This window comes from Bosea sp. F3-2 (assembly GCF_008253865.1).
GTDB lineage: Bacteria > Pseudomonadota > Alphaproteobacteria > Rhizobiales > Beijerinckiaceae > Allobosea.
The window spans coordinates 1,544,200-1,557,114 of record NZ_CP042331.1 but is presented as its reverse complement, the minus strand read 5'-3'; the positions used below and the strand labels follow the sequence as shown (position 1 = coordinate 1,557,114).

Below are 12,915 nucleotides of genomic sequence, written 5' to 3'. Positions count from 1 at the left end.
GGCTTCGCGGAGCGAAGAGCCCGGAACCCATGAACACCGCGCTTCGACTCTGAATTGCTGGCGATTCAGGCTTTGCTGTAATCCGTCGTGGTCATGGGTTCCGGGCTCGGGCCTGCGGCCCGCCCCGGAATGACGATGCTGTCTCACGTCACCTCGAACCAGGTCCAGACGCCGAGGTCGAAGCGCTCCAGCACGGTCGAGGAGATCAGCCAGCGGCCGGGATTGTCGGCGATGAAGGCGATGTGCAGCTTCTTGCGCTCAGGGATCTGCACCGTGTCGAGGAAGTAGTTCTCCCAGCCGTCGTCGAGCGGGTGCAGCAGCCGGAAGCTGTGGCCATGGACGTGTATCGGCTGGATGAAGGCGGTGCGGTTGTCGATGGCGATCACCATCGGCGTGCCGCGCTTCACGCTGAACAGGGATTTGCTGTCGAGGCTGCCGACCCCGCCATTGACGAGCCAGGGCCTGGCGAGGTCGAGACCCGAGAAATCGAGCTTCTGGTCGTCGCCGAGCTTCGCACCGCCTTCGATCACGATCTCGGGGCGCGTCGCATCCTGCATCCGGACGGCGGCAGGCAACGTCGGGTTGAGCTTGAGCGCGGGAACTGCGGCGGGCGGTACCTTCGGCTCTCCCGCGGTCACGATTCGCACCAGCGGCAGGCCCGGCCCGATCAGGGCGGTGACGTTGACTGAGGCGCCGACTTCCACCGGCAGGTCGAGGATCACGTCGTAGCGCGTGCCCGGTGCGAACGGGAGCTGCGAGCGGACCGGCTCGAAACTCTCCGTCGGCTGGCTGTCGACCGCGATCACGGTCGGCTTGCCGCCATCGAAGCGCAGCCGCATGATCCGGGCATTGCAGGCATTGGCGAGGCGTAAGCGGATCCGGGCGCCCGGCCTTGCCGTCACCGGCAGAGGCGGTGAGCGGCCGTTCACGGTGAGCCAGCTGCCGAGCCGTCCGGCGGAAGCGGCGGGGTTCCCTTGCAGGACGAAGGGCTGAAGCGATTGGTCGTCGCCCAGCAGCCAGTCCGTCACCAGCACGGGCAGGTCGAGGTCGACCGCGGGTGGCTCCGTTTCCTCGACGACCAGCAGGCCGCTCAAACCGCGGCCGCAGGGTTCCGAGGAGCCGCCGAGAACCAGCGGCCGGTAGAGCAGGGTGCCGCTGTCCGGCGGGGTCAGGCGGATTTCGCCGGTCTCGCCCGGAAGGATTGGCGGCTGGCTGAAGCCGCCGACGCCGTCGCGCGCCGCTTCGCCGCGCAGGCCGTACCAGTGCAGCCCGAGCGGTGCCGTCGTCCGATTCTCGAGCTTGAGGTTGAGGGTTTCGCCCTGCTTGATTCGCAGCGTCGGCCCGGGTGTTGCCCCGTCGAACGCCCAGATCTCGGTCTCGACCGGTGGCGTGGGGCGCAGCCGCGCCTTGGCCGTGGCAGCCGTGAGCGTGCGGGGCTGCGCGGCATCAGCTGCTTTCGGTGCCTCAGCTGCCGTTTGCGCGAAGCCTGCGGACGGCGCCAACAGTCCCGCGCTGCCGAGGCCGGCAAGCAGGTGCCGACGGGATAGAAGGGCGGGGCGGACAGGACGCGATTTCGTCATGGCACATCGCATAATCCGGGTGGGCTCCCGAGGCGAGAGGGGCCATGTCGCCCGCAGTGAAAACCGGTGCGAATGGCGTTCTTTGCAGAACCGTCATTTTTTTGCTGCAAGCGGCGGCCGAAATGCGTATAGCACCGCGGCTTAACGATGGCCGCGCTGCGTTTGCTCGCGTGCAGCGCTATCGGGCCGGCGGGCGTGGCGGAACTGGTAGACGCACTGGATTTAGGTTCCAGCGGCGAAAGTCGTGGGGGTTCGAGTCCCTCCGCCCGCACCATCGGCCTAGATCGCCGCGCGCCCTTCCGGGCGCGGAAACGGTGATCTATGTGTTTGTTATCGCATCGGATTTTTCCGAAAAGTGGATTCCACTTTTTGGTCCGATGCGAGAGTTTTTTCGCGAGCGCGGCGGCGGTCGGAACCGGCGTCGCGCTTTGGACATTGAGACGTAAACGAGCTGTTGGCGGTAAAAAGATGAACGTGACCGAAACCCTGTCCCAGGGCCTCAAGCGCGAATTCCAGGTGGTGCTGAACGCCGCCGACCTGAAGACCAGGCTCGACGACAGCCTGCAGGACCTCCAGGGCAAGGCCCGCATCAACGGCTTCCGTCCGGGCAAGGTGCCGGTCGCGCATCTGCGCCGCCTCTATGGCCGTTCGGTGATGTCCGACGTTCTCCAGAACGCCGTCAACGAGGCGAACCAGAAGATTGTCGCCGACAACAACCTGAAGCTCGCCTTCGAGCCGCAGATCCGCTTCCCCGAGAACAAGGAAGAGATCGAGGCCGCGATGGAGGCCAAGGGCGATCTCGCCTTCACCGTCGCGCTCGAGGTGCTGCCGAAGATCGAGCTGGCCGACATCTCCGACGTCTCGCTGACGAAGCCCGTCGCCGAGGTTCCGGACGCCGATGTCGACGCCGCGCTGGAGCGTATGGCCGCTGGCAACCGCACCTATTCGCCGAAGGGCGAGAAGGCCAAGGCCGAGAGCGGCGACCGCCTGATCATCTCCTATGTCGGCACCATCGACGGCAAGGCCTTCGAGGGCGGCACCGGCGAGGGCATTCCGCTGGATCTCGGCGCCGGCCAGTTCATCCCCGGCTTCGAGGATCAGCTCGAAGGCGTGAAGCAGGGCGAGACCCGCGCGATCAAGGTCACCTTCCCGGAGAACTACGGGGCGGCCCATCTCGCCGGCCAGCCGGCCGAGTTCGAGGTCACCGTCACCGAAATCCAGAAGGCCGATGCGGCCAAGATCGACGACGAGCTCGCCAAGGCCTTCGGCATGGAGTCGCTCGACGCCCTGAAGACCGCCGTGCGCGAGCAGATCGGCCGCGACTTCCAGGCCCAGTCCCGTCGCAAGCTCAAGAAGAGCCTGCTCGACGCGCTCGACGGCAAGTACACCTTCGAGCTGCCGCCGACCCTCGTCGATCAGGAGTTCAACAGCGTCTGGAGCCAGGTCGAGGCCGACATGAAGGCCGCCAGCAAGACCTTCGCCGACGAGGACACCACCGAGGACGCCGCCCGCGCCGACTACCGCAAGATCGCCGAGCGCCGGGTGCGCCTCGGCCTTGTGCTGGCCGAGATCGGCGAGCAGGCCAAGGTGCAGATCTCGGATGACGAGGTCACCCAGGCCCTGATCGAGCGCGCTCGCCAGTTCCCCGGCCAGGAAAAGCAGGTCTGGGAGTTCTACCGCAAGAACCCGCAAGCTCTGGCCGAGATCCGCGCGCCGATCTTCGAGGAGAAGGTCGTCGACCATCTCCTCGGCCAGGTGAAGGTCGAGGACCAGACCGTCTCGCGCGAGGCGCTCTACGCTGACGACGAGGCGGAAGAGACCGCCGAGGCCAAGCCGAAGAAGGCCGCTGCCAAGAAGGGCAAGAAGGCCGAGGCCAAGGCCGACGAGAAGGCTGACGACGCCTCCGCCTGAGGCTGCCGGCAACCTTAATGCCGCTATTCGCGCCGCCGGCCTTCACGACCGGCGGCGCTTCCCTTTTCAGCCGCGTTTGCCGTGCTTATGTGGTTGTCTTCCTAGCAGCCGTTGATTCGATAAACCGCCGCAATCCGGCGCTATCACCCGAGGACTGAGCCATGCTTCGCGATCCGATCGAGACCTACAACAATCTCGTCCCGATGGTGGTCGAGCAGTCGAGCCGCGGAGAGCGCGCCTTCGACATCTATTCGCGCCTGCTGCGCGAGCGCATCATCTTCCTGACCGGCCCGGTCGAGGACATCTCCGCCTCGCTGGTCGTTGCCCAGCTGCTCTTCCTCGAGGCCGAGAACCCGAAGAAGGAGATCTCCTTCTACATCAACTCGCCCGGTGGCGTGGTCACCTCCGGCCTGTCGATCTACGACACCATGCAGTTCATCCGCTGCCCGGTGACGACGCTTTGCATCGGCCAGGCCGCCTCGATGGGCTCGCTGCTGCTGACGGCCGGCGCCAAGGACATGCGCTTCGCCCTGCCGAACGCCCGCATCATGGTCCACCAGCCTTCCGGCGGCTATCAGGGCCAGGTCACCGACATCCTGATCCACGCCAAGGAAGTCGAGAGCCTGAAGAAGCGGCTGAACGAAATCTACGTGAAGCACACCGGTCGTCCCTATGAGGACATCCACAACGCGCTGGAGCGCGACAACTTCATGACCGCCGACCAGGCCAAGGAGTTCGGCCTGATCGATCAGGTCATCGAGAAGCGGCCGGAAGAGGCGGCCTGAGCCCTGCGGCGTGGGGTCTCGAACCTGTGGGTTGGCGCGCCGGCTCACAGGGACCATATTGAAAGCAAGCCGGCCCCGTGTTTGCATGGGGTCGGGGGTGAGCGGACGAGCGCTCCACTATGATCCGGTTTGGATTGGCCCTGCGTATCCGGATGTATCGGAACGGGTCGTTAACCTAATCATCGTGATCTGAGCGCTTATTTATGACGGAGAGACGACGGTTGCATCCGCCTCGGCTGGTGTGGTCCCGGTCTCCGGAACTGGAGATGGACAATGGCTAATAAGCCCGGCGGCGACTCGAAGAGCACGCTGTACTGCTCTTTCTGCGGCAAGAGCCAACACGAGGTCCGCAAGCTCATCGCGGGCCCGACCGTGTTCATCTGCGATGAATGCGTTGAGCTCTGCATGGACATCATCCGCGAGGAATCGAAATCCGCGCTGGTGAAGTCGAAGGACGGCGTGCCGACCCCCAAGGAGATCCGCAAGGTTCTGGACGACTATGTCATCGGCCAGGAGCACGCCAAGAAGGTGCTCTCCGTGGCGGTCCACAACCACTATAAGCGCCTCAGCCACGCGACAAAGCACAACGACGTCGAGCTGGCGAAGTCGAACATCCTGCTGATCGGGCCGACCGGCTCGGGCAAGACGCTGCTCGCGCAGACGCTCGCCCGCATCCTCGATGTGCCATTCACCATGGCGGATGCGACGACGCTGACCGAGGCCGGCTATGTCGGCGAGGATGTCGAGAACATCATCCTCAAGCTGCTCCAGGCCTCCGACTACAATGTCGAGCGGGCGCAGCGCGGCATCGTCTATATCGACGAGATCGACAAGATCAGCCGCAAGTCGGACAACCCCTCGATCACCCGCGACGTCTCGGGCGAGGGCGTCCAGCAGGCGCTGCTGAAGATCATGGAAGGCACGGTTGCGAGCGTGCCGCCGCAGGGCGGGCGCAAGCATCCGCAGCAGGAGTTCCTGCAGGTCGATACGACGAACATCCTCTTCATCTGCGGCGGCGCCTTCGCCGGCCTCGACAAGATCATCTCGAGCCGCGGCAAGGGCACTTCGATCGGCTTCGGCGCGACCGTCAAGGCGCCCGACGAGCGCCGCACCGGCGCGATCTTCCGCGAGGTCGAGCCCGAGGATCTGCTGAAGTTCGGCCTGATCCCGGAATTCGTCGGCCGTCTGCCGGTGCTGGCGACGCTGGAGGATCTCGACGAAGCTGCGCTGAAGACGATCCTGACCGAGCCGAAGAACGCGCTGGTCAAGCAGTATCAGCGCCTCTTCGAGATGGAGGACACCCAGCTCACCTTCACCGACGAGGCCGTCAGCCTGATCGCCCGAAAGGCGATCGACCGGAAGACCGGCGCGCGCGGCCTGCGCTCGATCATGGAGGGCATCCTGCTCGAGACCATGTACGAGCTACCGGGGCTGGAAGGCGTCGAGCAGGTCGTGATCGGGCCGGAGGCGGTGGAGAACAAGGCGCGGCCGCTGTTCATCTATGCCGAGCGCGAGGATGAATCCAAAACCGCCTCGGCCTGAGATTTGTCCCAAGCCTTGCGACAACGCGACGCGCGCCCTTGGCGCGCGTTTTGCGTTGTGATGGGCGTAGGCTGATCGCGGTGCTGCACTGCGACAGCTCCGTCCGAGATTGAACCGTCGCAAGTCGCGGTTTCCGGTCTTCGCCCGCTGCAGGACAGCGGTGCATGGCCCGGATACCTTGCTTGAAAGCCGGCGAGGAAGTCTCCACTTTAGGTCCACTTGCGAGAGTCGCATGCCTAGCAAGGGTGCGATGCGCAGGGGCGGAGAGGCGAATGGTCGCCTTGGCCGCACACGTCCGATCGCTCCGCCCATCTTGGGGGTCCGCCGGGCGCAACTGCAAAGGAACTGCCATGACTGGCTCGACGCCACGCGCTCCCTTCGTCCCAGGCGAGACCGGCACCTACCCGGTTCTGCCTTTGCGCGACATCGTCGTCTTCCCGCATATGATCGTCCCGCTCTTCGTGGGCCGCGAGAAGTCGATCCGCGCGCTCGAGGAGGTGGTGAAGACGGACGGGCTCATCCTGCTAGCGACTCAGAAGAACGCCGGCGACGATGACCCGCAGACCAAGGATATCTATGAAATCGGCACGCTCGCCCGCGTGCTGCAGCTGCTCAAGCTGCCCGACTCGACCGTGAAGGTGCTGGTCGAGGGCGTCGGCCGCGCCAGGGCGCTGTCCTATTCCGCGGCCGAGACCTACTACGAGGCGGAGGCCATCGGCCTGGCCGAGGAGGAAGGCAAGAAGGTCGAGGTCGAGGCGCTCGCCCGCTCGGTCGTCAGCGAGTTCGAGAGCTATGTGAAGCTCAACAAGAAGATCTCGGGTGAGATCGTCGCTGCGGTCTCGCAGATCGACGAGCCGGCCAAGCTCGCCGATACAGTCGCCTCGCATCTGGCGGTGAAGATCGCCGATCGTCAGGGTGTGCTGGAAATCACCAATGTCGGCCATCGTCTGGAGAAGGTGCTTTCGCTCATGGAGAGCGAGATGTCCGTGCTCCAGGTCGAGAAGCGAATCCGCTCGCGCGTCAAGCGCCAGATGGAGAAGACCCAGCGCGAGTACTATCTCAACGAGCAGATGAAGGCGATCCAGAAGGAGCTGGGCGACGGCGAGGAAGGCCGTGACGAGCTGGCCGAGCTGGAAGAGCGCATTGCCCGGACCAAGCTGACCAAGGAAGCCCGCGACAAGGCGACGGCCGAGCTGAAGAAGCTGCGCCAGATGTCGCCGATGTCGGCGGAGGCGACCGTCGTGCGCAACTATCTCGACTGGATGCTCGGCATCCCGTGGGGCAAGCGCTCGAAGATCAAGAAGGACCTCAACGCCGCCCAGCTGGTGTTGGACGACGATCACTTCGGCCTGGACAAGGTCAAGGATCGCATCGTCGAGTACCTCGCCGTGCAGCAGCGCGCCAACAAGCTCGCCGGCCCGATCCTGTGCCTCGTCGGCCCTCCCGGCGTCGGCAAGACCTCGCTCGGCAAGTCGATCGCCAAGGCGACGGGGCGCGAGTTCGTCCGCATGTCGCTCGGCGGCGTGCGTGACGAGGCCGAGATCCGCGGTCACCGGCGCACCTATATCGGCTCGATGCCCGGCAAGATCATCCAGTCGATGAAGAAGGCCAAGACCTCCAATCCGCTCATCCTGCTCGACGAGATCGACAAGATGGGCCAGGACTTCCGCGGCGATCCCTCGGCGGCCCTGCTGGAGGTGCTCGATCCCGAGCAGAACTCGACCTTCAACGACCATTACCTCGAGGTCGATTACGACCTGTCGAATGTGATGTTCGTGACGACGGCGAACACGCTGAACATCCCGCCGGCCCTTCTGGACCGCATGGAGGTGATCCGCATCGCCGGCTACACCGAGGAAGAGAAGACCGAGATCGCGCGCAAGCACCTGATCCCGAGCGCGATCAAGAAGCATGGGCTCAGCGGCAAGGAGTGGTCGATCACCAACGACGCTCTGCAGACCCTGGTGCGGCGTTACACCCGCGAGGCCGGCGTCCGTAACCTCGAGCGCGAGCTCTCCAACACCGTCCGCAAGGGCGTGAAGGACATAGTGCTCGGCAAGAAGGACAAGGTCGTCGTCAATGAGCCGCTGCTAGAGGAGTATCTCGGCCCGCCGCGCTATCGCTACGGCATGGCCGAGACGGAGGATCAGGTCGGTGTCGTCACCGGTCTGGCCTGGACAGAGGTCGGCGGCGAGCTGCTGACGATCGAGGGCGTCATGGTGCCCGGCAAGGGCCGCATGACCGTCACCGGCAACCTGCGTGACGTGATGAAGGAATCGATATCGGCGGCGGCGTCCTATGTCCGCTCGCGGGCCGTCGATTTCGGCATCGAGCCGCCGCTCTTCGATCGGCGCGACATCCACGTCCACGTTCCCGAAGGGGCGACCCCGAAGGACGGACCTTCGGCGGGTATCGCGATGGCGACCACCATCGTCTCGATCCTGACCGGCATCCCGACCATCCGTGACGTCGCCATGACTGGCGAGGTCACGCTGCGGGGCAGGGTGCTGCCGATCGGCGGACTGAAGGAGAAGCTCCTGGCGGCGCTGCGGGGCGGCATCAAGAAGGTGCTGATCCCGGAGGAGAACGCCAAGGACCTGATCGACCTTCCCAAGTCGGTTAAGGACGGCATGGAGATCGTCCCGGTCTCGCGCATGGAGCAGGTGCTCCAGCATGCGCTGACCCGCCAGCCGGTTCCGATCGTCTGGGAAGAGGATCTAAAGGCCGTGCCCGCTCCGGGCGCGGATGACGAGGCGGCGGGCGTGGTCGCCCACTGACCTGCGGTCTGAGGAATGAGAACCGCCGGCGCGCAAGCGCCGGCGGTTTTCTTTTGGGCGCAGGACGAAAGGGCCCCGGCCGAGTGGGCGCCTGCAAGCCTCGATCGCCGCGCGTCCTATCGGACGCGGGAACGGTGATCTATGCATTTGTTATTGCATCGGATTTTTCCGAAAAGTGGATTCCACTTTTCGGTCCGATGCTAGGGACATGGAGGGAAATGGTGGTGGGCAGTGACGGGCTCGAACCGCCGACATCCTCGGTGTAAACGAGGCGCTCTACCAACTGAGCTAACCGCCCCCGGCGCACGCCGTTTAAGGCTTCGAGAGCCGCATCGCAAGCACCCTGTCTCTCAAGGCTTGGGGGAAACGCGGCTGCGGGCGGAATTCCGCCATCTTGATGGGCAGGTTGATGCGGGTGAACGCGCTATCCCTGATCCGCTCCCGCCGCCGCCGGCACGCCCTTGCCGCCGCGAGCTTGTCCGTCGCTCTGGGCCTGGAGCCAGCACTGGCGCAAACGCTGCTGCCGGATTCCTTCTTCACCGGCCGTCCCGCCTTCTCGCAACCCGAGCAGCCCGGCAAGCCTGCGAGCTGCGAGGACATCGCCGGGCAATTGCCCGACTCGGTGCCGCCCGATTCGCGCGTCGACATGGCGATCGCCGGAACAGTGTCCCTGATTCAGACCGATGGCGCGCTCTGGTACGTCGCCGTTTGTCCCGAGCCCGGCGTGCGCGTGCTCTGCGTGACCTACAGCACCAACGAACTCAAGCTGGGTGACAAGGCCATTCTGCGGGGCGGATATAACCGCCAGGACCGGCGGCATGTGCTGCTCGATCCTTGCCTCGCATCCCCAGAAACGGGAGGCGGCACGCCCGATCCGTGAGTGCCGGCGAAAGGTATTTTTCCCCAGATGTGAATTTGCCGGCATCACGTGCTTGACACTTCCGGCCGGGAGCAATACTCACCACGTCGCTGACGGCGAATGCCTCAGCCGCCCAGCGCGGGCGTAGCTCAGTCGGTTAGAGTGCCGGCCTGTCACGCCGGAGGTCGCGGGTTCGAGCCCCGTCGCCCGCGCCATTGAAATCAAGGGTTTAGAGGATATTCCTCGCCCTTGGTTCCAATTTCCGGAATATCTCGGTCAGACTTTCCCGATATTTCGACCTTTCTGTCTCGAGCGGTTTTTCTGCTCAAGCATCGGTCCTTCGTGGTCATCGGGGTTCAAAAGCTGCTCGCCATCGCAGCTGGAACGCTGCCCATTCACGGGGGAGCGCCTTCGAGATTGCGGAACGCGAACATCGTCGAAATCGGATCTTAATCGCGTCTCTCAGGGCCAATTGCCCGACGCTGTGCGCCGTGCCACTATTCCGCCACATTTGGGGAGAGGCGCATGAGCAGTACATCAACTGGCGGCTTTGCCGCCGTAGCGGGACAGTTCCGTGTCGGCTCCGTGATGAGCAAGACATTCGCCATCCTCGGCCAGCAATTCGGCAAATTCGTCCTGCTCGCGCTTCTGCCGATGGTGCCGATTCTCCTTCTGACCCTTGGGCTGATGTCGGGCGCGGGCGACTCGCCGGCAGGCATTGGGTTTGCGGGGGTCCTGACGGGAATCCTGACCTTCGTGCTCCAGACCGTCGCGCAGGCGACGAGCCTCTACGGCGCTTTCCAGGAAATGCGGCGCCAGCCCTTCACGATCGGCGAGTCGCTGCGGATCGGATTCGCGCGCGCGGTTCCTGTCATCGGCGTCGGCATCCTGGTCGGCCTCGCAACCGGCCTCGGCTTTGTGTTTTTCGTCGTGCCGGGCGTCATCATCGGCTGCATGCTCTATGTTGCCGTTCCCGCCTGCGTGATCGAGAAGAAGGGCGTCTCGGCGAGCTTGGAGCGCAGTGTGGCGCTGACCAAGGGCTATCGCTGGCAGATCTTCGGATTGTTCCTGCTGGTCGTGGTGATCGCCCTGGTGGGCGCACTGGTCCTCGCGAAGATCGGCGGACCCGGCGTGGTCGGGCAGGTGATCGGCTTCCTCTGGCAGGTTGTCCTGACCGCTTTCAGCGCCGTGCTCTCCGCCGTCATCTATCATGACCTGCGGATGGCGAAGGAAGGTGTCGACCTCGACACGCTGGCCAGTGTCTTCGACTGACGCGGCCGGGAGGACAATAGCATCGGACCGAAAAGTGGAATCCACTTTTCGGAAAAATCCGATGCGATAACGGCGATCTAGAGCATGCAGATTTTACGCGGAACCGCGCCGTCATTCCGGGCTTGACCCGGAATCCATCTTAGAGCGCCGAACTCTACGATGGATTCCGGATCGGCGCCGCTATCGCGGCTTGCCCGGAATGACGGCGTGTTTCCGTGAAAACGAAACAGGCTCTATGCTGCTGCCGGGTCTTTACGACCCGGCAGCAGCATTTTTGTCGGCGCGATATCGGCCGAACTCCTGCTCGCGTTCGAGATGTGCGCGCTCGGCCGTGTAGAAGGCCCGCAGGAAGGATAGCGCCTCCGCGGGTGGGACCGGGTCAGCCCAGCCGATCTTGCGGCAGATCTTGTCGCAGACCTGCTGTTGCATCGTCCAGGTATCGGGCGATGGCGGCCGGCGCAGCAGTTCCTCGAGCACTTGCAACTCGAACGCGCCGTAGGCGTCGAGTTGCTTGTGAGTGAAGACGTAGCGGCTCTCGCTGTCGGCGAGATCGGCCAGCAGGGCTCGGCGCGGCACCGAGATGACCATCGTCCCGGCGATCAGGTCGCCGGCGCGCAGGTGATCCCGGTTGAAGAAGGGCAGGGCCGACAGAGCGACGGCCCAGCCGAAATAGCTCGCGGCCGTCCAGAACTCCGCCCCGGCACCGAATTTGGGCACGGCGAAGAACAGCCCGAGCGGCAGGAAGATCTCGACCTCGCGCGTCAGGTTACGGGCGATGATCGCGCCGGGCAGCAGCGGGCCGCCGCTCCGATCGATCACCTTCAGGTTGACGATGCGCTTGCCAGGCGTCGCCCCCTGGCTCTGCAGCTCGAAATGGATGAAGTAGAGGTTCCGCAGCAGGAAGGAGAGGAAGAGGACGATGGTGATCGTCACCGATCCGCTGACGCCGTGGATCACGGTCAGACCCAGAATCAGGAAGAGCAGGGCGGTCGCCAGCATCCAGAACAGGAAGTCGATGAGGAAGGCGACGAGCCTCTCGCCGTGATTGGCGATATCGACCTCCAGCACCACGCCTTCCGGCGTCGTGATCTCGCGCCGGTTGCGCGTGATGCCGTCGAGCAGACGGTTGATCCGGTCAAGCCGCTGGGCCATGGCCTTCGCGCCTGCCGCATGAGTGGAAGTAGGCCATCCAGAGCAGTCCCGTCGCTGCCCCGATCGCGAGGCGCCATGGCGTCGAGGCGATGAGCTGGCGCAGGCCGCCCTCGATGATCCCGGCGACGAAGAGCATCAGCACGGCGCCGCCCGCCAGCCCCGCCGCGGCCTTGCCGGCAAGCGCCAGACTGTCAAGCCGGCCATACCGTCCCGGAAAGAGCACCTTCTCGGCGATGACCAGGCCGCCGGCACCGCAGAGGATCAGCGCACCGATCTCGGTCACGCCATGGATCGAGACCCAGCCGATGAAGTCGTAGAGTAGCCCACGGTTGTGATGCAGGGCGAAGAAGGCGCCGAGCATGACGCCCTGATAGCCGAGCAGCAGCAGCGTCGGCACGCCGCCGAAGAAGCCGAGCCCGAAGGTCATGATCCCGACCGTCGCGTTGTTGCGGAACAGGAAGCTGGCGAAGACGACGAAGGATTCGACGAAGCCCGGCCAGGGCGCGAAGATCTCGGTGCGGCGTAATTGCTCTGCCGTGCTCGCCGGCCCGCGCCCGCCAGCCATGGTCTCCGGGACCAGGACGCTGAACCAGTTCTCGTTGGGCAGGACGAGCATGAATCCGATAATGACGCCGGCCGCGATGGCGAGTGTCGCCAGCAGGATGTGCCAGCCCGCCTTGCGGACGGCAGCCGGGAAACCGCGCTTCAAGAAACCGGCCAAGGCTTCCATGATCCCGGTTCGCGGCCCGTAGACGACGAAGAAGGCGCGCAGCACCAACCCTTCGAGATAGAGGATCAAGTTGCGGTCGAGTGCGATCGAGCGGGCGACGGACAGTGACGAGGCCGCCGTCCGGTAGAGCAGGGGCAGCTCCCGCAGCTCCTCGGCGGAGAGGCGGGACAGGCCCTTCCTCTCGACCCGCGAGACGAGGTTGTCCAGCGTCCGCCACGCGACCTCGCGGCTTCTGCGGAACTCGGCGCTGCGCAGGGTGACGGTCGCGGCCGGAGCTGGCGATGTGGCGGGCAAAGGGCCGAACGGT

9 protein-coding genes and 3 tRNA genes are annotated in these 12,915 nt (G+C 64.8%); 8 read left to right on the top strand and 4 right to left on the bottom strand.

Annotation, left to right across the window (positions count from 1 at the left end; genetic code table 11):
• Positions 1-143: 143 nt before the first annotated feature.
• Positions 144-1,580: a multicopper oxidase family protein gene (locus FQV39_RS07180; protein WP_248313279.1), complete on the bottom strand. Its 1,437-nt coding sequence runs from the start codon at positions 1,578-1,580 to the stop codon at positions 144-146.
• Positions 1,581-1,769: 189 nt separating this feature from the next.
• On the opposite strand from FQV39_RS07180, the gene FQV39_RS07175 reads away from it, so the two are divergent.
• The 5 genes from FQV39_RS07175 (at position 1,770) to lon (ending at position 8,595) form a co-directional block, all read left to right on the top strand.
• Positions 1,770-1,854 (top strand) — tRNA-Leu (locus tag FQV39_RS07175).
• A 194-nt stretch (positions 1,855-2,048) separates the two neighbouring features.
• Entirely contained in the window at positions 2,049-3,491 is a 1,443-nt protein-coding gene (tig, locus tag FQV39_RS07170; RefSeq protein ID WP_149129663.1) for a trigger factor, read from the top strand.
• A 161-nt stretch (positions 3,492-3,652) separates the two neighbouring features.
• Positions 3,653-4,276, top strand: a complete 624-nt coding sequence (locus FQV39_RS07165) for an ATP-dependent Clp protease proteolytic subunit (protein WP_149129662.1) — start codon at positions 3,653-3,655, stop codon at positions 4,274-4,276.
• 273 nt (positions 4,277-4,549) lie between these two features.
• A complete protein-coding gene (gene clpX / locus FQV39_RS07160) occupies positions 4,550-5,818 on the top strand; it encodes an ATP-dependent Clp protease ATP-binding subunit ClpX (protein ID WP_149129661.1) in 1,269 nt (422 codons plus the stop codon).
• A gap of 350 nt (positions 5,819-6,168) precedes the next feature.
• Complete coding sequence (gene lon, locus FQV39_RS07155) at positions 6,169-8,595, top strand: endopeptidase La (protein ID WP_149129660.1); 2,427 nt, start codon at positions 6,169-6,171, stop codon at positions 8,593-8,595.
• Positions 8,596-8,817: 222 nt separating this feature from the next.
• Here the strand turns inward: lon and FQV39_RS07150 are convergent.
• A tRNA-Val gene (locus FQV39_RS07150) sits at positions 8,818-8,893 on the bottom strand.
• A gap of 111 nt (positions 8,894-9,004) precedes the next feature.
• Here FQV39_RS07150 and FQV39_RS07145 point away from each other — a divergent pair.
• The 3 genes from FQV39_RS07145 to FQV39_RS07135 all read left to right on the top strand — a co-directional run bounded on the left by FQV39_RS07145 (position 9,005) and on the right by FQV39_RS07135 (position 10,726).
• Entirely contained in the window at positions 9,005-9,475 is a 471-nt protein-coding gene (locus FQV39_RS07145; RefSeq protein WP_149129659.1) for a hypothetical protein, read from the top strand.
• A 117-nt stretch (positions 9,476-9,592) separates the two neighbouring features.
• Positions 9,593-9,669, top strand: a tRNA-Asp gene (locus FQV39_RS07140).
• A gap of 310 nt (positions 9,670-9,979) precedes the next feature.
• Positions 9,980-10,726 (top strand): hypothetical protein, encoded by a 747-nt coding sequence (locus FQV39_RS07135; RefSeq protein WP_149129658.1) that lies wholly within the window; start codon positions 9,980-9,982, stop codon positions 10,724-10,726.
• Between the two features lie 252 nt (positions 10,727-10,978).
• On the opposite strand, the gene FQV39_RS07130 is transcribed toward FQV39_RS07135, so the two are convergent.
• Both FQV39_RS07130 and FQV39_RS07125 read right to left on the bottom strand, forming a co-directional pair.
• Entirely contained in the window at positions 10,979-11,878 is a 900-nt protein-coding gene (locus tag FQV39_RS07130; protein WP_149129657.1) for an RDD family protein, read from the bottom strand.
• On the bottom strand, positions 11,862-12,902 hold the full coding sequence (locus FQV39_RS07125) for a stage II sporulation protein M (protein ID WP_248313278.1): 1,041 nt from the start codon (positions 12,900-12,902) through the stop codon (positions 11,862-11,864). The genes FQV39_RS07130 and FQV39_RS07125 overlap by 17 nt, the downstream gene beginning before the upstream one ends.
• Positions 12,903-12,915: the final 13 nt, after the last annotated feature.

Coding starts and splice junctions, on each gene's coding strand:
- FQV39_RS07180 (WP_248313279.1), bottom strand. CDS start 1,580: ATGACGAAATCGCGTCCTGTCCGCCCCGCCCTTCTATCCCGTCGGCAC.
- FQV39_RS07165 (WP_149129662.1), top strand. CDS start 3,653: ATGCTTCGCGATCCGATCGAGACCTACAACAATCTCGTCCCGATGGTG.
- FQV39_RS07145 (WP_149129659.1), top strand. CDS start 9,005: ATGCGGGTGAACGCGCTATCCCTGATCCGCTCCCGCCGCCGCCGGCAC.
- clpX (WP_149129661.1), top strand. CDS start 4,550: ATGGCTAATAAGCCCGGCGGCGACTCGAAGAGCACGCTGTACTGCTCT.
- lon (WP_149129660.1), top strand. CDS start 6,169: ATGACTGGCTCGACGCCACGCGCTCCCTTCGTCCCAGGCGAGACCGGC.
- FQV39_RS07135 (WP_149129658.1), top strand. CDS start 9,980: ATGAGCAGTACATCAACTGGCGGCTTTGCCGCCGTAGCGGGACAGTTC.
- FQV39_RS07130 (WP_149129657.1), bottom strand. CDS start 11,878: ATGGCCCAGCGGCTTGACCGGATCAACCGTCTGCTCGACGGCATCACG.
- tig (WP_149129663.1), top strand. CDS start 2,049: ATGAACGTGACCGAAACCCTGTCCCAGGGCCTCAAGCGCGAATTCCAG.